Origin of the sequence: Citrobacter sp. MGH105, from assembly GCF_001037485.2 — a bacterium.
GTDB lineage: Bacteria > Pseudomonadota > Gammaproteobacteria > Enterobacterales > Enterobacteriaceae > Citrobacter > Citrobacter portucalensis.
On record NZ_CP073048.1, the window covers coordinates 249,492 to 270,168 of the forward strand.

Annotated in this window: 15 protein-coding genes and 1 pseudogene; 12 read left to right on the plus strand and 4 right to left on the minus strand. The window is 45.5% G+C overall.

Features of this window, described 5'->3' with window-relative positions; all coding sequences use genetic code 11:
* The first annotated feature begins 68 nt into the window (after positions 1-68).
* The 7 genes and pseudogenes from SK35_RS01155 to SK35_RS01185 all read left to right on the plus strand — a co-directional run bounded on the left by SK35_RS01155 (position 69) and on the right by SK35_RS01185 (position 10,047).
* Positions 69-911, plus strand: a complete 843-nt coding sequence (locus SK35_RS01155) for a TnsA endonuclease N-terminal domain-containing protein (RefSeq protein ID WP_000090707.1) — start codon at positions 69-71, stop codon at positions 909-911.
* Positions 898-3,022: pseudogene (locus SK35_RS01160) on the plus strand (transposase). Before SK35_RS01155 ends, SK35_RS01160 begins: the two are co-directional and overlap by 14 nt.
* Complete coding sequence (locus SK35_RS01165) at positions 3,022-4,470, plus strand: ATP-binding protein (protein ID WP_001049180.1); 1,449 nt, start codon at positions 3,022-3,024, stop codon at positions 4,468-4,470. Before SK35_RS01160 ends, SK35_RS01165 begins: the two are co-directional and overlap by 1 nt.
* Before the next feature lie 40 nt (positions 4,471-4,510).
* The gene (locus SK35_RS01170) at positions 4,511-6,067 is read left to right on the plus strand and encodes a TnsD family Tn7-like transposition protein (protein ID WP_001324699.1); all 1,557 of its coding nucleotides are present in this window, start codon (positions 4,511-4,513) and stop codon (positions 6,065-6,067) included.
* An 11-nt stretch (positions 6,068-6,078) separates the two neighbouring features.
* A complete protein-coding gene (locus SK35_RS01175) occupies positions 6,079-7,005 on the plus strand; it encodes a hypothetical protein (protein WP_000262423.1) in 927 nt (308 codons plus the stop codon).
* A 352-nt stretch (positions 7,006-7,357) separates the two neighbouring features.
* The gene (locus SK35_RS01180) at positions 7,358-7,657 is read left to right on the plus strand and encodes a helix-turn-helix domain-containing protein (protein WP_001097216.1); all 300 of its coding nucleotides are present in this window, start codon (positions 7,358-7,360) and stop codon (positions 7,655-7,657) included.
* A gap of 563 nt (positions 7,658-8,220) precedes the next feature.
* A complete protein-coding gene (locus tag SK35_RS01185; RefSeq protein ID WP_048215359.1) occupies positions 8,221-10,047 on the plus strand; it encodes an AAA family ATPase in 1,827 nt (608 codons plus the stop codon).
* A 168-nt stretch (positions 10,048-10,215) separates the two neighbouring features.
* Here the strand turns inward: SK35_RS01185 and copM are convergent, their stop codons facing one another.
* The 4 genes from copM to silR form a co-directional block, all read right to left on the minus strand.
* On the minus strand, positions 10,216-10,566 hold the full coding sequence (copM, locus tag SK35_RS01190; protein WP_000647571.1) for a CopM family metallochaperone: 351 nt from the start codon (positions 10,564-10,566) through the stop codon (positions 10,216-10,218).
* Positions 10,567-10,713: 147 nt separating this feature from the next.
* Entirely contained in the window at positions 10,714-11,145 is a 432-nt protein-coding gene (gene silE / locus SK35_RS01195; protein WP_000790485.1) for a silver-binding protein SilE, read from the minus strand.
* A 244-nt stretch (positions 11,146-11,389) separates the two neighbouring features.
* Positions 11,390-12,871: a copper/silver sensor histidine kinase SilS gene (gene silS, locus SK35_RS01200; RefSeq protein ID WP_000555736.1), complete on the minus strand. Its 1,482-nt coding sequence runs from the start codon at positions 12,869-12,871 to the stop codon at positions 11,390-11,392.
* Complete coding sequence (gene silR / locus SK35_RS01205; RefSeq protein WP_000697968.1) at positions 12,864-13,544, minus strand: copper/silver response regulator transcription factor SilR; 681 nt, start codon at positions 13,542-13,544, stop codon at positions 12,864-12,866. Before silR ends, silS begins: the two co-directional genes overlap by 8 nt.
* A gap of 189 nt (positions 13,545-13,733) precedes the next feature.
* Between silR and silC the strand changes: the two genes are divergently transcribed.
* From silC to SK35_RS01230, 5 genes are all read left to right on the plus strand, one after another.
* Positions 13,734-15,119 carry a Cu(+)/Ag(+) efflux RND transporter outer membrane channel SilC gene (gene silC, locus SK35_RS01210; RefSeq protein WP_000475506.1) on the plus strand — a complete coding sequence of 462 codons (1,386 nt, stop codon included), beginning with the start codon at positions 13,734-13,736 and terminating at the stop codon, positions 15,117-15,119.
* 27 nt (positions 15,120-15,146) lie between these two features.
* Complete coding sequence (cusF, locus tag SK35_RS01215; RefSeq protein ID WP_001246155.1) at positions 15,147-15,500, plus strand: cation efflux system protein CusF; 354 nt, start codon at positions 15,147-15,149, stop codon at positions 15,498-15,500.
* 113 nt (positions 15,501-15,613) lie between these two features.
* Positions 15,614-16,906, plus strand: a complete 1,293-nt coding sequence (silB, locus tag SK35_RS01220) for a Cu(+)/Ag(+) efflux RND transporter periplasmic adaptor subunit SilB (RefSeq protein WP_000157620.1) — start codon at positions 15,614-15,616, stop codon at positions 16,904-16,906.
* A 10-nt stretch (positions 16,907-16,916) separates the two neighbouring features.
* Entirely contained in the window at positions 16,917-20,063 is a 3,147-nt protein-coding gene (gene silA / locus SK35_RS01225) for a Cu(+)/Ag(+) efflux RND transporter permease subunit SilA (protein WP_000574029.1), read from the plus strand.
* Between the two features lie 86 nt (positions 20,064-20,149).
* On the plus strand, positions 20,150-20,590 hold the full coding sequence (locus SK35_RS01230) for a DUF411 domain-containing protein (RefSeq protein WP_000758228.1): 441 nt from the start codon (positions 20,150-20,152) through the stop codon (positions 20,588-20,590).
* Positions 20,591-20,677 lie beyond the last annotated feature (87 nt).

Genomic DNA, 20,677 nt, shown 5'->3' on the forward strand with positions numbered 1-20,677 from the left:
GGTTATAGGGTTGGAGACTATAAAATGCACATATAGGTACGTATCAATGTCGTTTTTAGGGTACGATCATGGCTAGGGGTAGGCGTCTCAAATCCTATTTGGATTATGAAAATGCGCTAGGTGACGGCATAGGAGTGGGCTATGGCCAAAGTTATCAGCCCTGGCTTAGAGCTCAGGACGTTAAATCCCGTGGAAACCGTTCGATAGTCTTTGGCCTTAAGACGTTTCGAAACCATCATCTCCTTTCTTCTGTCGAAAGTAACTTTTTCTATCTGGCTGAGTTTAATGACTCGGTGATTGATATCCGGGAACAATTCCCACTCTTTCCTCTCCGGCTTACCCAACAAATAGCAAATCATCTACATTTTCAACATCCTATGGTGAGGGGAGTAAGAGGAGTACCTGTCGAAGTTCTGAATGTTATGACAACCGATTTTTTACTGACCTTGAGAACTCCTGAAGGCGGACTTCGATACAAAGCTATAGCAGTAAAACATAACGAGAGCATACCTGAACGCGAAGCCCAAAAACTTGAAATAGAGAGGATGTTTTGGCAGTTGATTGATGTTGAGTTTCAAATTTATGTTGGCTCGGAACTCAATAACGTCGTCGGTAAAAACATTTGCTGGGCTACTTCTGTATTAAGAGATGGTTCTGAATTTTATGATAAATATCCTCTTGATAAAATCCTATGGAAGCTTAAACCAGATGTTTATCCCATAGTAGGACTACGTGCAATGATTTCATCAATCTTTGGGGTAGATGCACAAGAAGCGATGATGTTATTGCAGGCAATGATTGGATTAAAAATGATAAATGTTGATTTATCATATCCAATACTCGAAACCGGTCTGATAAAGATAATTTCCAATGACCACTATATAGGACTGAACGCAAATGGATATTATTAGGAATTCAGTCTGGCTCTCTCAAGGCACTGATTTGCTTGCAGAGGGACTTTACCGTGTTTTGGATTTTGACAGAAAGGTCGATTTGTTAATTTTGTTTAAAATAAAATCAGAAAGAACGGGTAAGCCAATCCCTTTCTCATTTTCAATGTTTAAATATTATATTGAATCAAATAGCATAACTTGTAAAGATTATATATATCCTTCATATATGTTAGTAGATGAGAAAGAATTAACAGATAAAGACAGAGGAAGGCGAGATGAAAATTACAATATCATTAAAGATCTTGTAGATGACAGAATGTTTCTGTTCGACTATGCATTACATAAAAAGTCGCACCTTTTAATGGATTACTCAAGAAATAAAAAAATATCACAATATACTATCAGAACGCTTCTGGCGTTGTATTGGCGACATGGGCAGGATATTTATGCATTGCTACCCGCATTCTCGAACTGTGGCGCCGCTGGGAAAAGTAGAATCAAACATGAAATTAAACTTGGGAATTCCAAAAAAAAACAGAGCATTACCTAATGAACGATCACGTGTTTTCATTCTTAATGAAAGAGATATAAATAATATTAGAAAATCTCTCATTACGTATCATTATAAAGTTAACGGAGATACGATAAAGAAAACATTAGAGAGACATATTGATTTGTATTTTAGGGATGAAATTAAAACAGCAAACCTAGAAAATAGAGCTCCATATGTTCCTTCTTTAAAACAATTTTCATACTGGAATAAAAAACTCTTCACTAAAGATTTCTCGATAAATAAGAAGAACACGAAAAAAGAAATAGACCTCAAAATGCGGGCGCTTTTAGGTAGTGTGGCTAATACAACTGTTTTGCCGGGTGATGTTTTCGAAATAGACTCAACTGTCGCTGATGTACATCTTATTTCGAGTTTAAACAGACGAAAAGTCATTGGGCGTCCTACTATTTATACAGTGGTGGATCGTGCAACAAGAATGATTGTTGGCCTTCATGTTTCTTTATACCATGCTTCATGGCGAGCCGCCCGACAAGCGTTAGCAAATTGCTTTATGCCAAAAAAAGAATATTGTAGATTATTTGGAATCTCTATTACTGATGATGATTGGCCTTGTTCTCACATTCCATTAACATTGATGTGTGACAACGGGGAGATGATTGGTCTTAAACCTCAGGAAGAGATGACCCCCCTGACAAAACTTGAGTTTGCGCCAGTCGGTAGAGGCGACAGAAAAAGCATTGTTGAACGCTGTTTCGGCATTCTGAATGATGAGGTTATTCATAGGCTTATTGGAACAACACGAAGGGGAAAGATTGTTAAAGGAGAGCCAACACCGCAATCCAGGGCTTGTTTAACGATTCAGGAGGTCACGTCTTTACTGATTCGGGAGATACTTGCACATAATCAGAGAACGTATGAGGAACTGGCTTATATCAATCCCTTACTGATTGAAAATGATCTCGTAATATCACCAAAAAATAGTTGGATGATAAGCTTAAAGCACGGGAGATTCAGCGCAAGAGCCGTTGGGGCCGACGAAGTGATCGCACGATTGTTAATCCCTGTGAACGCTAACATTACCGCCGGTGGGATTCAGTACAATAATCTTTTTTATGAATGTGATCCTGAAATTGCATCAGGTGTCAGAGTATTTGGAAGAACCACTTGTGAAGCAAGAATAGATGACAATTGCGTAGATTATATATATGTAAGATTTGACAAAAATAGCATTTTCAAAAAACATTACCTACTTAAGAAAAGAGATGTATTTAAAGGGAAAGCTCATCTTGATACAGATGTAATGGCTGATTGGGTAGATACTCAAAAAGAAATTAATTTATTTACTCTGGATTCGCTCAGCAATATCAATAATAAAGATGAATTTAACAGGAAAGGTAACGAAAGATTAAATGAAATATACGAATCTCGCCGGGTACATGGTAAAAATATTAAAAAGAACAGGAAAAATGAACTTGATTCATTAGGGCGAACTCATGTTGCTAATGGAAGATCTGAACCCCTACTTCCTTCATCCAGTAATGTTCTGCTTTTGCCTGGCCGGGAGGAGAAACAAAGATGGTTAAAAGGTAAGAAGAAGACTGAGGACGCAGAATAATGAATCTTATACGGCGCGTTTCAGCGATATATAAAGAACAGGAGTTACCTGAGTATCGTGGCAATCCCTTAATTGAAGCACTTCCTGAAGCGCTTACGGAAGATGAAGTACTTCTGGAAATGAGTTATTTCCCCGAAATTGACGAAAAAATCCGCTGGACTGCCCCGGCGAATGTTAGAGAGCAGTATGTCGAACGTATAAAGAAATTCCGTTGCCCTCAAACCAATCTTATCCAGGCTTATAAGATGATCTTACGGGCACTTAGGGAAAGCTATGCAGCTCGTAATCCTTTAAAAAGCGGAACAATTCAATATCTTCATTACTATGGAAATGAGCGTCCTGATATTGAGCCAGAAAGTGGATATTTTAAATCCCAGGCTGAAACTATTACGATAGTTGGAATGAGTGGTTCTGGAAAAACTACCATGATTGAGCAAGTCATGGATCATTTCCCTCAGATTATAGAACACAGCAGCTATAAAGGAGTTTTTCCCGGCTTCAGTAAGCAAATTGTATGGGTAAAGATTAATTGTCCATACAATTCAAGTGTGAGAGACCTTTGTGAAGAGATTTTACAAAAATTAGATGATGCAATTGGTATTGAACGAACTACACCTGAGATTAGAAATGGTGCTCTGGCTCGCCAGATTGCACAAAGAATTAAATCATCATTTTTGGGTATCCTTGTTATTGATGAAATGCAGAGGCTTAAATTTTCAAGAACCGGGGGTGAGAGTAAGTTGATTGATTTTTTACATGAAATTGTAGATTCCATGGGGGTATCTATGGTTTTTTGTGGAAATCATCCTTTTGACGAGACGCTGACAAAGAAAATGAGAATTGCCAGGCGGGCAGAGTCTGGTGGTTACATGAAAATTAAGAATGTTAGATACGATTCACAAGACTGGCAATCGTTTATTCATTATTTATGGCCATTACAATGGACAAATGTTGAAACTCCATTAAATGATGAGTTAAACGAAAAATTATTCATTTTATCTAAAGGCAATATTGGATTGGCTCAGATGATTTATCGGGGGGCACAATTAAAGGTTATCGGTAGCGGCAATGAAATCATCACTGGCGCAGTCTTGTCGGCCTCTGTACCGGTACTCGTGAGTCATACGGAGGAATATAAGGATACTCCACTCCCGGGGGCCGCGACTGAAGATGAGGAAGCTAAATGGCTCTCTGCATCTAATGAGGGTGATGCTTCGGCTAAAATCATGGCAGAGAAGTCCCTAAAGTCTTTGATCCCTGGGGATATAGACAGGCCACAGCACAAGGAATTCGTAGGAAAAATAGACGAGGTTTTGCGCAATTTCGACGAGAAAATACTGTCTCTTGACCACGATCTTGTTATCAACAGAACAGCTGAAAAGAAAAATACCTACGATGCTCTTCAGCGTTGCGGGCTTATAAATATAGATCCACTTAATAAATTGTAATGAGGTAACAGTTCGTAACGGTCAAAGAGAGGTGTGGGAAATGAGAATGTTGCCTGTTTTGCCTGATGAATCCTTGTTCAGCCGGTTTTGTCGGACAACTACCGTGTACGGTATGTCCCCATCTTCTCTGTTAACGATCATTTTCAACAAACCTGATATGAACGTCCATCCAATTCTCAATTCAGGATTAAAGGCTATTTCTCTTCATACATCCGAAAGTGCAGATCAGCTCTGGCATGAACAGACTTTACTCCCTCTTTTTGCCTGGGCACTACCAATCAGTCGTAATGAAATTATGGATTTCAACACGACCCCTGCCAGGCTTAATCGATTGTGCCGCCTTAGTAATTTTTCACTAGGGCAGCGCACACTATTGAAGTTTTGCCCGGTTTGCGCTCGTGAAGATACTTTTCATTATGGTGTTACTTATTGGCATCTGGCGCATCAGCTTCATGGGGTTACAACCTGCCATCGGCATCCGGTAGCGCTTGAAAGCATCCATGTCCCTTCTTCACCGCACATACGTATTGGACTGATGCCTCCTGTTTCGTATACAGAACAACTTAGCAATGAGATAGACTTCGATTTTGCTAAGTTTTGTTATGAGTCCCTAAATATAATCAGAAGAAAAGATATTACACACCCCAATTACATGGATGTACTTAAAAAGTTGAATTTATTATCATTGGATGGAAATTTAAAGAAAAATGTATTCTACGCACATGTTTATGCTAAGTGCCAGTTATTTGGGGAGGGTTCATCGGGACTTATACCAACATCCCTAACTGATTATCATTACTGGGAGCCTATACTCAAAGACAAATGTTGTCAGCATCCCACAAAGCATCTTTTGCTTTGTTATTGTTTGTTAAATACTTGCTGGCCAACGTATGCAGGAAGTCGTACTAATAAAAAGAAAGAAATCTTTAAAAGTCATAAGAAATACAGTTTTCATATAGTTGAAAATAATACTAGTGTTAGCAACCTTGGGAAGGAATTTAGTCGCAGCAGATGTTACATTAAAACACTTATTTATAAAAAATACCTGAGGGCGTTTAAGCGAAACACAAAAATTAATATATTCACTGAATTGCTTATCAAGTCTATGGCTGTAAGGGGGTTTAGTCTGGCATCCATAGCTGAGAAAAACTCATTATCGGAAGGAGCTGTATCCTCTGTAATTTCATCTTGTTACGGTTTATGCTCATGGCGTAAAAAATGTAAAAAAGATTCTTTAAGACGGCGTCATAAGCAGAAAATATTAAGATTTATACATAATCAATCCGTTTCTATAACACGAAAGTTAGTCAAAGAAAGTTGTTATGCAAGTTTCTATTGGCTAAATAAACATGAATGTGACTGGCTTAATTCCTGTCTTCCTAAAACAATACGATGCTATAAAAATAAAAGAGTAGACTGGAGCGAGAGAGATATTATCTCATCATCATTAATAAATGATGTTTTATCTCAGGGGCAGTACTCGATGTCACTTACAAGTCTAGATGCTTTACTGGGAGGGCATGGCTGGCTTTTGAAATACAGAGATAAACTACCAATGACAATGATACTTCTCAGAAAAATGGAACTAATTAAATAAGAGGGAGTTATATGGTTTACGAAAATGAATTGTGGCACAGTTTTCTTCTGCGTTCACAGATAATGTATAACTTATCCAATTGCAGGAACATAATATCAAAGCATGGCGCACTAAGGTACGATGCCTTTCCTCGTTTCGAACTGATTGATATGTACAAATTGCATAGCTTGCAGGATATATATGACATTCTTGCCACTAGAAATGGTTATATACTAACTTCCAATATAGTGTCGTTATCTTCTGGTGTTTACGGGTATTTTAACGCTGTTGAAGATGCCTGTCGGAAAAATTTTCACATAACTAATTCATATCCATTGGTAAACATCTCAAACATTCGTTACTGTCACAAATGTATTGTTGAAGATATACACTCTAAAGGCATTGGTTATCTGCGTCATAGATGGTTGTTTGAATCTAAATGTGCAGTTCATAGTACCAGTTTATATGAGGTTTGTTTTGATAACTATTTGAATGCAGTGAAAGGACTTAGTGACTTAATTATAAGTGGAATAAATCCTCATGGTTATTGTTCCCTTGTGGTTGACGTTTCAAACCCTTTCAAAAATCCAGTGTATATATTACCATGTGCACGTAATAAAATTTTAAAATGGATTTCGGACAATAAAAATATGCTGATTTACTTTCTCTTTGATCTCTTCAAATGTAAGTCGCATTCAAGTTTATCTAAGGTTATCGAAGTCAAGATAATGCATGATAGATATATTTCTGCGGTGTTCAAGATGTTAAGTGAAGTTAATTTTTGTAATTTCAACTCATTTATTTCTGATATTTTTGAGGACGTAAGTTATGCCTCTATCGGACTTGATGATTATTCTGTTAATGTGCATTTTCTCAGGCTAAGGGCTGCAGATTGTAAATTTTGCCAGTTGAATGGTAAATATTTTTGCTCACTTTACAATGTAAAACTTCTTCGCTAATTTCACTTCATTTATAAAATACTAAGAAAGCTAGTTAGATAAGGTTTTATATTTTGACTGGGACAGGAATAAATTATCACTCATAGAGTTTCCCTGGGGGTTACTACCTGTGTATGATGCCGGTTAGCAACAACGTCTAAAAGACCTGCGATCACGTGGGTCCCTCTCCAGCAAAGGGGCAAGGGGTGCTATATAACGGTGTACTGCTTACCCAATACGGCCTTGTATTTGAAAGATGCCGCATCTTGGCAGGATTCGTATTACAGCCTATAGTCTGTTAATGAGCATTACAGCCTATATGCTGTAAATCCCTGCGTTATGCTTGTTAACTCGTCGATACGGAAGGTCACTTATGAACACTCAATACGCTTTGAAGACTTTGAATCAGTTACGTCCTGTTTTAATCGGCTTTCGCAAAGCCAATGGACTGACGCAAAAAGATGTTTCTGAACGTTTGGGTATAACACAGCAAACTTATGCCCGACTAGAGGCCAACCCTGCAAGTGCGGGTTTTGAGCGTTTGTTTAGGGTGTTCAGCGTCCTTGGAGTGGAGATCGTACTTTCATCCAGGGAACCATTGTCAGATGCAAAGCCCGAATACGGAGCTATGCACAATTATTCTTCACTTCCAGCCAGGCGGGAGAAATGGTGACGCCTGGCGCTTCCCGGTCTAATTTTTCTTCAACAAGATTAACCCCTTAGCGGCCTGAAGTATCAGGTTGCGATAGAGCCTTTCATTTCTTCTGTTATGTTAAATACACCATTTTGAGCTATTTCGCTCGGCCTTAAATTATCTCTTCATTCTTCAGTGAAAATTTTATGTCGATCACATTATCGATGAATTTAGGAAATAATCCGTAAATGAAAATCTATCTTCTTTTAAATTCATCAGTGTCAGTAGCAAATATTACGCATAAAAGAATGGTTATTATTATCATTTAAATTATAAAGCTCATGAGTCAATTCCAAAAAATATAATAAGCATTGAAATCATTACCCGTGATTCTGGAGTTTTAACTTTGCCATGTAACCAACCACAAGTTAGTTTCCGGTGTTTTGAGGGGCAGTAAAGTTCTGAAAGCGCGACCAGATCATAATCCCGAAATGTCGTTAAGATATTCTGAATAACGGTTATCCCTGCTTGTTGGCAGGCATTTGAAAATATATTTTGTATTCAGGTTGCAGCAAAACGCTTTCTTACACACAGGACTTCATATGCGGCTCAGAAAATTAAAACTGAAAAACTTCAGAGGCTACAGAAACTCTACTGAAATCATTATTGATGAAAGCATGACGGGTATTGTCGGTCGTAATGACTTTGGGAAATCAACGCTTATGGAAGCGCTGGCTATTTTTTTTGAAACAGAAGGAATGAAGGCTGACAAGAATGACATGAACTGTTTCAGCCTAAGAGAAGGGGACGGCCGTTTTGAAATAGCCTGTGAATTTGATGACCTGCCCGATTTTATCATGATCGACGACAGGGTGCAGACCACGCTCGCCTCAGAACATCTGCTGAATGAGGACGGCAATTTTGAAATCGTCAAAACGTTTAAAGCAACGACCTCAGGAAAACCGGAGCAGACCTGCATCCGCTGCATCCACCCGGATGAGGAGCCCCTGAGAAATTTACTGGGCATGAAAATTTCTGAGCTCAAGGCGGTGGGAAAAGAAGTTGAAAAAAATGTGGCGGATAAACGCACTGCATCGTTATGGCGTCAGGCCATCAGGGAAGCCGCAGCCCCCTATACCTGTTCGGAAATTATGCTGGATGTCGATAAAGAGTTCGGAACCGACACAAAATCATTATGGGGTAAGATCCTCGATTTGCTGCCCACGTATGCGATTTTCAAAGCCGACAGGGAAAGCAGCGACGGGGATTCCGAAGCTAAAAACCCCTTACAGCAGGCCGTAAAAGACGCTCAGGCTGCGCTGCAGGACAAAATTACAGCGCTGGAAAATGAGATTCAGGACAGCGTCCTGGATGTCGCACAGAGAACGCTGGATAAATTACGTGAAATGGCCCCCGAACTCGCCAGTGAACTGACTCCACGATTTAAGGAGAAACCCAAGTGGACCTTCAATTTCACCCTGGACGGGGAAAATGGCATCCCCATCAATAAGCGCGGCAGCGGGATAAGGAGGCTTATCCTGTTGAATTTTTTTCGGGCTGAGGCTGAAAAGAATGTCGCGGGGACGCCCAGAAATGTGATTTATGCCATAGAGGAGCCTGAAACGTCACAGCATCCGAACTATCAGATGATGCTGATGAAAGCGTTACTGGCACTGGCAGGCCAGCCGCACCGTCAGATTATCGTCACCACCCATGTCCCGGCGCTGGCCGGATTAATCCCTGTCGAAGGCGTACGTTATGTTACCCGAAATGAGGCGGGTGAACCCGTAGTAAAAATGCCGGATGACGCAGTGCTGAAGGAAGCCACTGAAAGCCTGGGGGTGCTGCCAGAGACCGGTATGGAAAGGGCGCAGGGGATTGTTCTGGTAGAGGGAAAGTCGGATGTTACTTTCCTGAGGCATGCGGCCAGTTCATTAAAACAGTCAGGTGCGCTGCCAGCCTCTCTGGAGGACGTGAAAATAGTGCCAGTCCTCATAGGAGGGTGTGGTAGCGTCAAACACTGGGTTACATTGAATCTGGCCAAAGATCTGGGGCTTCCCTGGTGCGTATTTCTGGACTCCGATATTGGGGGAGACCCTGCACAGGTTCTGTCCATCCAGAAGCGTAAAAAAGAAGTAGAGGAGGCCGGTAAGGTATTTTTCGCTACGCGCAAACGTGAGATAGAAAACTATCTGTGCCCGGATCTTATCGAGGAAATTACTGGTGTAGCCGTCACGTTTACGGACACCTGTGACGCTAAAAAAATAATCGGCCGGGCTGTGGGAATGAAACCCGATAATGTACTAGATAAATTCTGGCCTCAGATGACATCAGAAAGAATCATCTCAAGATCAACCTATCATGACGGAACGCAGGAGAGAAGCGAGCTGGTTGAGATCCTGAGCGACATTGTATCCATGACGAGATAATGTATTAAATAAGCATCTCAGGTGCATATATTCCGGTCCTCAACAAAGGACCGGAGTACAGAGTAGTAAAAACCCGAAATTAATCGGGTTTGAATTATATAAAGATTAACCGACTCCCGCGCCCAGGAACGATGTAAAATCACGCTTGTCGTGACATTTCTACAATGTTTACTTTTGACTATCAAGCCATTTATTCATCTGCTCAATTTCACCTTTTTGAGCTTTAATGATGTCCTGCGCGAGCTTTCTCATTTTCGGATCTTTTCCGTATTTGAGCTCGGTCTCAGCCATTGCTATTGCCCCTTCATGGTGCGCTACCATGCCTTTCGCAAAAGCCTTGTCGGGATCGGACTCATTTACGGCAGCCATCATTTTGTCATGCATGTCTTTCATGCCAGCCATATATTCCTGTGACGAAGCCGAGGTAGACATATCAGTCATTTTCATTTCTGAATGTTCTGCTGAAATCGCTGGCAGGGATAACATTAATACTGCAAATAAAGTGTTTCTGGCTTTCATAAAAAATATCCTTTTAGCGTTGATGCCCGTTAACTGTAGCAGAATCTGATAAAAATGCCCCCTGTAGGGGGCAAAGATGTTGCCATATATCCGGTTACGGAAAAATCTATCAAGGAAATAAGGACAGCACAGATACTTCCCTCGCCGTCAGCCTGCACTGAGCATGCGACGATGCGCTTCGGCCATGGCCTGATGTGGGCCAGACTGACCGTTATTCATAAATTCATGGGCAACTGCAGCTCTTTCATGCTCATTCATTGCCGCTAATGACTTCGACGGCCCGGTAGGGGAAACGGTCTGACTTCCCATCATCCTCTGATGACTTTCCACCATTTTCTGGTGCGCATCCGCCGACCCGTTCGTCATGGTTTCATGAGCAATAATGGCCTGTTCATGCTGGTCCATACCGGCCATACGAGGTGCAGTCCCCTGGATCCCGACAGGAGCCGCAGCAGACTGCATCTGGTGAGCAGGTGCCTGTGCATTGTTGACCCGCTCATGGATATTCACGGTTTCAGTGGCCCAGGCCGAAGAAATTAAGCCAAAGCCCAGCAAGGATGCTAATACGATATTTTTCATGATAACTCTCCATTTCTTAATTAGTGATGTCCGGGGGAGTACAACCGGTGTTTTCAGTTCCATAACTGAAACAGGTTCGGAAGTGTTTATTTCTCCGGGAGGGGACTGGATATTCATTTCCTGGCGTCCACTGACGCCGGATATTGATAAAGCAATCCAGCCTTCCTGATAAGTTGCACTAATTATATCGAATGGCTTCTGTTTGCTGCATGACAGGCTAATGACATCTTTGTCATTTAAATCTTTATTCCCAGCACTGGGTGTCCGGAATCATTTTCTCCAGTCTGGGCACGGATAAGATAAAACGCGTTGAGTGTACGTCCGATTCCACCTGCACTCTTCCGTGATGTGCTTCCACGATTGACTTCACAATCGCAAGGCCGATGCCGCTGCCTTCTCCTTTTCGTTGTCTGGACGGATCCACCCGATAAAAACGGTCAAACAACCTTGATAAATGCTCTTCAGGGATTGGTTTCCCCGGATTTTCAATCACAAGGTCAAAAAAGCTCTCCTGCTCTCTTATTGAGACGGTGATTGCCTGTCCCTCCGGGGTATAACGCAGGGCATTGGATAACAGATTATTGATCGCCCTTCTGAACATTTGTGGATCTCCCTCAACCAGGCAGGGCATCCCGTTAAATTTGAGCGTGATATTGCGTTCTTCGGCCCAGGCTTCGAAAAACTCGAAGACTTTCATGACTTCCGCTCTGAGGTCAAACATGACCCTGTCAGGTATCAGCTGATTATTATCTGCCTGTGCTAGGAACAGCATATCGCTGACCATTTTGGTCATCCGGTTATACTCTTCAAGACTGGAATAGAGGACATCCTCAAGTTCCCTCTGTGTTCGATCCTGACTCAGTGCGATTTCAGTCTGCGTCACCAGATTGGTGATGGGCGTTCTGATCTCATGCGCGATATCGGCAGAGAAATTGGCCTGGCGGGTAAAGACATCCTCAATCTTTCCAATCATATGATTGAACGAGATAACCAGTTGCTCCAGCTCAATGGGAACGCGTGTCGGTTCCAGTCGCGCATCAAGATTCTCGGAGGTGATGTTTTTAATGGCATTGCTGACATTACGAAGGGGCAGGTGCCCCTGACGGACAGCGATTCGAATGATCAGAACAATCAACAGGCTTATCACGACGGCAATCGCAATCAGGTTCTTTTTCAGCGCATCGAGGTAATGGAGATGGAAATTAATGGATAGGCCAGTCAGCATGACATAGTTCTGCTGTTTGCCCTGAAATATCGCCTGACCAGAGGAGGCGATAATCCTGTATGTTTCCATCTTCATTTCGGACCCGGTATCCATCGGTCCCGCAGGATCCTCCACCGTCCAGAGAAAGACATCCCGTGCGCGGCTGTGCTCGCTAAAATCTGCTGAATTCACTGCCGGGCGTAGTGCCGCCCCCTGAGCTGAGCTAAAGAGCACTTCCCCCCTGGGATTGAGGAGCAAAAGGGCAACGTTGCGGTAGCTGGCAATTGATTCCTTTATTTTGCTTATTTTTTTATCATCCGGATCCACCGGGGACTGCAGTATACGGTTCAGTGTGGTGCTGATTTGTTGAAGATCGCTGACATCCTGCTCGGCAAAATGATTTTCAACAGAATGCAGCATAAACCAGGTGAATGCGATAAAAGCCAGTATCGTGGACAGGCTGATAAAAAAGGTCAGCCGCAGAGCGAGTGAGAAAGGGCGTCTGGAAGGTTTGCTATGCATCCGGGACCTCCAGCATGTAGCCCACGCCCCGGACTGTCTGGATCAGCTTTGTCTCGTAATCGTTGTCTATTTTAGCGCGGAGTCGCTTTACTGCGACATCGATCGCATTAGTGTCGCTGTCAAAATTCATGTCCCAGACCTGAGAGGCAATCAGGGAGCGGGGAAGAACCTCTCCCTGATGGCGAATGAAGAATTCCAGCAGGCTGAACTCTTTACTGGTGAGCACAATGCGGTTTCCGGCGCGACTGACTTTTCTGGATACGAGATCAATCGAGAGGTCAGCCACCTTAAACTGGCTTTCCGTGATCATCGTGTTTCCCCGCCTCAGAAGGGTTCTCACCCGGGCGAGCAGTTCGGCAAACGCAAAGGGTTTAACCAGATAATCGTCCGCACCCAGTTCCAGTCCTTTGACCCTATGTTCGATCGTGCCGAGGGCTGTCAGCAGTAAGACCGGCATACCCTTTCCGGCAGTGCGCAGCATGCGGATGATATCCCAGCCGTTCACATCAGGTAGCATGATATCCAGAATGACTAAATCATACTCGGCTGTCATGGCGAGATGATATCCGGTAAGACCATTATCAGCGTGATCCACTACGAACCCTGCCTCTGTAAGCCCTTTGCTGAGATATTCACCTGTTTTAATTTCGTCTTCGACGATCAATATTTTCATCTTGCTCCCCGGCTGGCTGCTAATGTCATTCTATTGCGCCCACGATCGTTATCAACGGATTACAGCAAAAATGACAACATTGTCATTATCCTGTCACCCGGCAAACAGAGAGCGTTAGGTAAAGTACCCCTATCAATACTCTGGACTTCATTTGAACCATTTACCAGGTCTGCCTGGACGAGAAGCGTTATGTTCAAATTAAAATTACTCAGCATTAGCACGATATTCATCCTGGCAGGCTGCGTGTCGCTTGCGCCTGAATATCAGCGGCCCGCAGCACCGGTACCCCAGCAGTTTTCACTGTCCCATAACAGCCTGACGCCAGCGGTAAATGGCTATCAGGATACGGGCTGGCGTAACTTTTTTGTCGATCCCCAGGTTACCCGGTTGATCGGTGAAGCTCTGACTAATAACCGTGATTTGAGAATGGCTGCCCTGAAGGTTGAAGAGGCCCGAGCCCAGTTCAACGTCACGGATGCAGATCGTTATCCCCAGCTGAATGCCTCATCCGGGATAACATACAGCGGTGGTCTGAAAGGTGACAAGCCGACCACACAGGAGTACGACGCGAGACTGGAGCTCAGCTATGAGCTCGATTTTTTCGGCAAACTTAAGAACATGAGTGATGCTGATCGCCAGAACTACTTTGCCAGCGAAGAAGCCCGTCGGGCCGTACACATCCTGCTGGTATCCAACGTTTCACAAAGCTATTTCAGCCAGCAACTGGCGTACGAACAACTTCGTATTGCGCGGGAAACGCTGAAAAATTATCAACAGTCCTATGCTTTCGTTGAGCAGCAGCTCGTGACCGGGAGTACGAACGTTCTGGCACTTGAACAGGCGCGAGGACAAATCGAAAGTACCCGCGCCGAAATAGCCAAACGAGAAGGCGATCTGGCTCAGGCAAACAATGCCCTGCAACTGGTGCTGGGAACGTACCGCGCACTTCCGTCAGAAAAAGGGATGAAAGGCGGGGAGATAGCCCCAGTAAAATTGCCACCAAATCTGTCTTCACAAATTTTGCTGCAGCGACCGGATATTATGGAAGCGGAATATCAGCTGAAAGCGGCTGATGCCAATATTGGCGCAGCGCGAGCGGCCTTTTTCCCCTCAATTACCCTGACCAGTGGTCTTTCCGCAAGCAGTACGGAGCTGTCCAGCCTGTTTACGTCAGGAAGTGGAATGTGGAATTTTATCCCTAAAATTGAAATTCCTATATTTAATGCTGGCAGGAATAAAGCCAATCTGAAGCTGGCTGAAATTCGCCAGCAACAGTCGGTGGTTAATTACGAACAAAAAATTCAGTCAGCCTTTAAGGATGTTTCCGACACGCTTGCGCTGCGCGACAGCCTTAGCCAGCAACTTGAGTCACAGCAGCGTTATCTTGATTCACTTCAGATAACTCTCCAGCGTGCCAGAGGATTGTATGCAAGTGGTGCTGTCAGTTACATCGAAGTGCTGGATGCAGAACGTTCCCTCTTCGCTACCCAGCAAACCATTCTCGATCTTACCTATTCCCGGCAGGTTAACGAAATTAATCTGTTTACCGCGCTGGGTGGCGGTTGGGTAGAGTAAATTTATTTAATTAATCAGGAAATTAAAATGCGTAATTCACTTAAAGCCGTTTTATTTGGTGCCTTCTCTGTCATGTTTTCTGCCGGCCTTCATGCTGAAACACATCAGCATGGCGATATGAATACTGCCAGTGATGCTTCGGTACAGCAAGTTATCAAGGGCACCGGTGTCGTTAAAGACATTGATATGAATACTAAGAAAATCACCATTTCGCATGAAGCAATTCCAGCGGTGGGCTGGCCTGCAATGACCATGCGCTTTACTTTTGTTAATGCAGACGATGCTATTAATGCCCTGAAAACAGGCAACCATGTCGATTTCTCGTTTATTCAGCAGGGCAATATCTCCTTACTCAAAAGCATTAACGTGACGCAGTCCTGATTGGCTGTCCGGAGCGATTACATCCTGTGCGCCTGTACATTCACATAGGTATATGTGTGAGTTAACCGTCAGGCGCATATGCCAGGTGTTTTGATTTTTTAGCGGAAAATTGTATGGCTTCTTTAAAGATAAAATATGCTGCAATAATTATCAGCAGCCTCATAGCAGGGGGGCTGATATCGGTTACTGCCTGGCAGTATGTAAACTCAGCACAAAAGACAGAAAAAACAGAACAAAAGGCACCGGAACGAAAGGTGCTTTTCTGGTATGACCCAATGAAACCGGATACCAAATTTGATAAACCCGGAAAATCGCCCTTTATGGATATGGACCTGGTGCCAAAATATGCTGATGACAGTGGCGATAAAAGCAGTGGCGGGATCCGTATCGACCCAACCCAGGTTCAGAATCTGGGATTAAAAACGCAAAAAGTCACGCGAGGAATGCTGAATTATTCTCAGACAATCCCGGCTAATGTCAGCTATAACGAGTATCAGTTTGTTATTGTGCAGGCGCGTTCTGACGGGTTTGTCGAAAAAGTCTACCCCATGACGATTGGCGATCATGTGAAGAAGGGGACGCCACTTATCGATATTACCATTCCGGACTGGGTGGAAGCACAGAGTGAATTCCTTCTGTTATCCAGCACCGGTGGTACTTCCACGCAAATTAAAGGCGTTCTGGAACGGCTTCGCCTGGCAGGTATGCCGGAAGAGGATATTCAGAGACTGCGTTCTACCCGGAGCATTCAGACCCGTTTTACCATTAAAGCACCTATTGATGGTGTCATTACTGCATTTGACCTGCGCACCGGCATGAATATTTCGAAAGATAAGGTGGTGGCTCAGATTCAGGGAATGGACCCGGTCTGGATCAGCGCTGCAGTGCCAGAATCTATCGCCTATCTGCTGAAAGATACGTCGCAGTTTGAAATTTCGGTACCGGCTTATCCGGATAAAACATTCCATGTCGAAAAATGGAATATTCTTCCCAGCGTGGATCAGACAACCCGTACGCTTCAGGTCCGTCTCCAGGTTTCTAATAAGGATGAGTTTCTCAAGCCGGGCATGAATGCCTATCTGAAACTGAATACCAGAAGCCAGGAGATGCTGCTGATACCAAGCCAGGCCGTTATCGATACCGGCAAAGAACAGCGCGTGATTACTGTTGATGATGAAGGCAAGTTTGTGCCGAAACAGATCCACGTTCTGCATGAGTCACAGCAACAGTCCGGCATCGGCTCCGGCCTGAATGAAGGCGATACCGTGGTGGTCAGTGGCCTGTTCCTCATTGACTCTGAAGCCAATATTACGGGCGCACTGGAACGTATGCGCCACCCTGAAAAAACAGAAAGCAGTATGCCAGCAATGTCTGACCAGCCTGTAAATATGCATTCAGGGCACTGAGGAGACGACGATGATTGAATGGATTATCCGGCGCTCTGTCGCCAACCGTTTCCTGGTCATGATGGGGGCCCTGTTTCTCAGCATCTGGGGCACATGGACGATTATTAACACGCCTGTCGATGCCTTGCCTGACCTGTCAGATGTGCAGGTCATTATCAAAACCAGCTATCCCGGCCAGGCCCCGCAGATTGTAGAAAACCAGGTCACCTATCCACTTACCACCACCATGCTGTCCGTGCCTGGCGCAAAAACCGTGCGTGGTTTTTCACAGTTCGGTGATTCGTATGTGTATGTCATTTTTGAAGACGGCACCGATCTGTACTGGGCCCGTTCCCGCGTGCTGGAGTACCTGAACCAGGTACAGGGAAAACTGCCCGCCGGTGTGAGTTCTGAAATCGGTCCGGACGCCACGGGGGTGGGCTGGATATTTGAATATGCCCTTGTCGATCGCAGCGGAAAACACGACCTTTCAGAACTGCGTTCTCTGCAGGACTGGTTCCTGAAATTTGAGCTGAAAACCATCCCGAACGTGGCTGAGGTCGCTTCGGTTGGCGGCGTGGTGAAACAGTACCAGATTCAGGTCAATCCGGTAAAATTGTCTCAGTATGGTATCAGCCTGCCCGAAGTGAAACAGGCCCTTGAATCGTCTAACCAGGAGGCCGGTGGCTCATCCGTTGAAATGGCCGAAGCTGAGTATATGGTCCGTGCCAGCGGTTATCTTCAGAGCATTGATGATTTTAATAACATCGTCCTGAAAACAGGCGAGAACGGCGTGCCGGTTTATCTGCGGGATGTTGCCCGCGTGCAGACCGGGCCTGAAATGCGGCGTGGTATTGCCGAGCTGAACGGCCAGGGCGAAGTCGCTGGCGGCGTGGTGATCCTGCGGTCGGGTAAAAATGCACGCGACGTTATCACGGCAGTGAGGGATAAACTTGAGACGCTGAAGGCCAGCCTGCCGGAAGGCGTTGAAATCGTGACCACCTACGATCGCAGCCAGCTCATCGACCGGGCGATTGATAACCTCAGTTCCAAACTTCTGGAAGAGTTTATCGTGGTGGCCATCGTCTGTGCCCTGTTCCTGTGGCACGTACGTTCTGCCCTGGTGGCGATTATCTCTCTGCCGCTTGGTCTGTGTATCGCCTTTATCGTCATGCACTTCCAGGGACTGAACGCCAATATCATGTCGCTGGGAGGGATAGCGATTGCCGTCGGTGCGATGGTGGATGCCGCCATTGTGATGATTGAGAATGCGCATAAGCGGCTTGAGGAGTGGGATCATCAGCATCCGGGTGAGCAGATTGACAACGCCACCCGCTGGAAGGTGATTACCGATGCCTCCGTTGAAGTGGGACCCGCACTGTTTATCAGCCTGCTGATCATCACCCTGTCCTTTATTCCTATCTTTACCCTGGAAGGTCAGGAAGGACGTCTGTTTGGCCCGCTGGCATTCACGAAAACGTACTCCATGGCGGGCGCGGCCGCGCTGGCCATCATCGTCATTCCGATTCTGATGGGATTCTGGATCCGGGGGAAAATTCCTGCAGAGACCAGTAACCCCCTGAACCGGGTACTGATCAAAGCGTATCATCCATTGCTGTTGCGGGTTCTCCACTGGCCAAAAACAACCCTGCTGGTTGCGGCCTTGTCCATTTTCACCGTTATCTGGCCGCTGAGCCAGGTGGGCGGTGAGTTTCTGCCGAAGATTAACGAGGGCGACCTGTTGTATATGCCGTCGACCCTGCCGGGTGTCTCTCCGGCTGAAGCTGCAGCGCTCCTGCAGACGACGGACAAGTTAATCAAAAGCGTTCCTGAAGTGGCCTCTGTATTTGGCAAGACCGGTAAAGCAGAGACCGCCACGGATTCCGCACCGCTCGAAATGGTTGAAACCACGATCCAGCTCAAACCTGAGGATCAGTGGCGTCCAGGCATGACGATTGACAAGATTATTGAAGAACTCGACAGGACCGTCCGTTTACCGGGGCTGGCAAACCTCTGGGTGCCGCCAATCCGTAACCGTATTGATATGCTCTCAACCGGGATCAAAAGCCCGATAGGTATCAAGGTGTCCGGAACGGTTCTGTCCGATATCGATGCAACGGCGCAGAGTATCGAAGCGGTCGCCAAAACCGTACCCGGCGTAGTGTCTGCTCTCGCAGAGCGACTGGAAGGCGGGCGCTACATTGATGTGGATATCAACCGGGAAAAAGCCTCCCGCTACGGAATGACGGTGGGCGATGTGCAGCTGTTCATCTCATCAGCCATCGGCGGCGCGACGGTAGGGGAAACGGTTGAAGGCGTGGCCCGGTACCCGATTAATATCCGCTATCCGCAGGATTACCGGAACAGCCCGCAGGCCCTGAAACAGATGCCGATCCTGACCCCGATGAAGCAGCAGATCACGCTGGGCGATGTTGCGGATATTAAGGTCGTTTCCGGGCCGACTATGCTGAAAACGGAAAATGCCCGTCCAGCCAGCTGGATTTACATTGACGCGCGCGGCAGGGATATGGTGTCGGTGGTTAATGACATTAAAACGGCGATCAGTCAGAAAGTGAAACTGAGACCGGGTACCAGCGTGTCATTCTCCGGACAGTTTGAACTGCTTGAGCATGCCAACAAGAAACTGAAGCTGATGGTGCCGATGACGGTGATGATCATCTTCATCCTGTTGTATCTGGCATTCCGCCGGGTTGATGAAGCCCTGCTGATCCTGATGAGCCTGCCGTTCGCCCTGGTTGGCGGGATATGGTTCCTGTACTGGCAGGGCTTCCATATGTCTGTCGCAACCGGAACGGGGTTTATCGCTCTGGCCGGGGTGGCAGCAGAGTTTGGCGTGGTCATGCTGATGTATCTGCGTCATGCCATTGAAGCGCACCCGGAATTGTCCCGTAAAGAGACGTTCACACCGGAAGGCCTTGATGAAGCCCTCTATCATGGTGCCGTACTGCGTGTCCGGCCGAAAGCCATGACCGTGGCGGTGATCATTGCGGGTCTGCTGCCAATACTCTGGGGAACCGGTGCAGGTTCAGAAGTCATGAGCCGTATCGCGGCACCCATGATTGGTGGGATGATCACGGCTCCGCTGCTGTCCCTGTTCATTATTCCTGCCGCCTACAAATTAATCTGGCTGCGCAGACATAAAAAAAGCGTGTCCTGAACCTGAAAGGGCACCCCCTGTGGGTGTCCTTCTTTACTGATTCACCCTGACGTCAGGGTTTAAATCGATAATATACAGAGGTGAGTATGAAAAAAGTGGTTCTGATGGCGCTGGCTCTCGGCCTTTCACTGCCCGCGATGGCGAGTGAAAAAGTGATTGATATGTACAAATCTGAAAACTGTGGCTGTTGTTCCCTGTGGGGCAAGGCGATGGAAAAAGACGGGTTTGAAGTACGAACTCACGTCATGAATGATCAGGCGCTGTCAGCCCTGAAAGAAAAGCATGCTATTCCTGCAGGACTGCGAAGTTGTCATACCGCGGTTGCCGGTAATTTGATCATTGAAGGCCATGTGCCTGCGACAACGATACATAAGGCAATGCAGTCTGGTTCAGGTATATACGGTCTCGCCACCCCCGGTATGCCAGCAGGAAGTCCTGGAATGGAGATGGGAGCCCGAAAAGAGGCTTACGATGTTATCGCATTCTCACCGGATGGAAGTAAAAAAGTCTTCCAGCGAATCGAATAGTCAGCGGAACGGCTGATAACGGGACGCCGGTAGCAGGCACTCCTGTGCCGGCGATATTCGTGGTAATCGCATCCATGACATACCCTG

Excerpts from the sequence above, each read along its gene's own strand:
- silE (WP_000790485.1), bottom strand. The coding sequence starts at position 11,145 with ATGAAAAATATCGTATTAGCATCCTTGCTGGGCTTTGGCTTAATTTCT.
- SK35_RS01180 (WP_001097216.1), top strand. The coding sequence starts at position 7,358 with ATGAACACTCAATACGCTTTGAAGACTTTGAATCAGTTACGTCCTGTT.
- silC (WP_000475506.1), top strand. The coding sequence starts at position 13,734 with ATGTTCAAATTAAAATTACTCAGCATTAGCACGATATTCATCCTGGCA.
- SK35_RS01155 (WP_000090707.1), top strand. The coding sequence starts at position 69 with ATGGCTAGGGGTAGGCGTCTCAAATCCTATTTGGATTATGAAAATGCG.
- silR (WP_000697968.1), bottom strand. The coding sequence starts at position 13,544 with ATGAAAATATTGATCGTCGAAGACGAAATTAAAACAGGTGAATATCTC.
- SK35_RS01170 (WP_001324699.1), top strand. The coding sequence starts at position 4,511 with ATGAGAATGTTGCCTGTTTTGCCTGATGAATCCTTGTTCAGCCGGTTT.
- silA (WP_000574029.1), top strand. The coding sequence starts at position 16,917 with ATGATTGAATGGATTATCCGGCGCTCTGTCGCCAACCGTTTCCTGGTC.
- SK35_RS01185 (WP_048215359.1), top strand. The coding sequence starts at position 8,221 with ATGCGGCTCAGAAAATTAAAACTGAAAAACTTCAGAGGCTACAGAAAC.
- SK35_RS01165 (WP_001049180.1), top strand. The coding sequence starts at position 3,022 with ATGAATCTTATACGGCGCGTTTCAGCGATATATAAAGAACAGGAGTTA.
- silB (WP_000157620.1), top strand. The coding sequence starts at position 15,614 with ATGGCTTCTTTAAAGATAAAATATGCTGCAATAATTATCAGCAGCCTC.
- SK35_RS01175 (WP_000262423.1), top strand. The coding sequence starts at position 6,079 with ATGGTTTACGAAAATGAATTGTGGCACAGTTTTCTTCTGCGTTCACAG.
- copM (WP_000647571.1), bottom strand. The coding sequence starts at position 10,566 with ATGAAAGCCAGAAACACTTTATTTGCAGTATTAATGTTATCCCTGCCA.
- cusF (WP_001246155.1), top strand. The coding sequence starts at position 15,147 with ATGCGTAATTCACTTAAAGCCGTTTTATTTGGTGCCTTCTCTGTCATG.
- SK35_RS01230 (WP_000758228.1), top strand. The coding sequence starts at position 20,150 with ATGAAAAAAGTGGTTCTGATGGCGCTGGCTCTCGGCCTTTCACTGCCC.
- silS (WP_000555736.1), bottom strand. The coding sequence starts at position 12,871 with ATGCATAGCAAACCTTCCAGACGCCCTTTCTCACTCGCTCTGCGGCTG.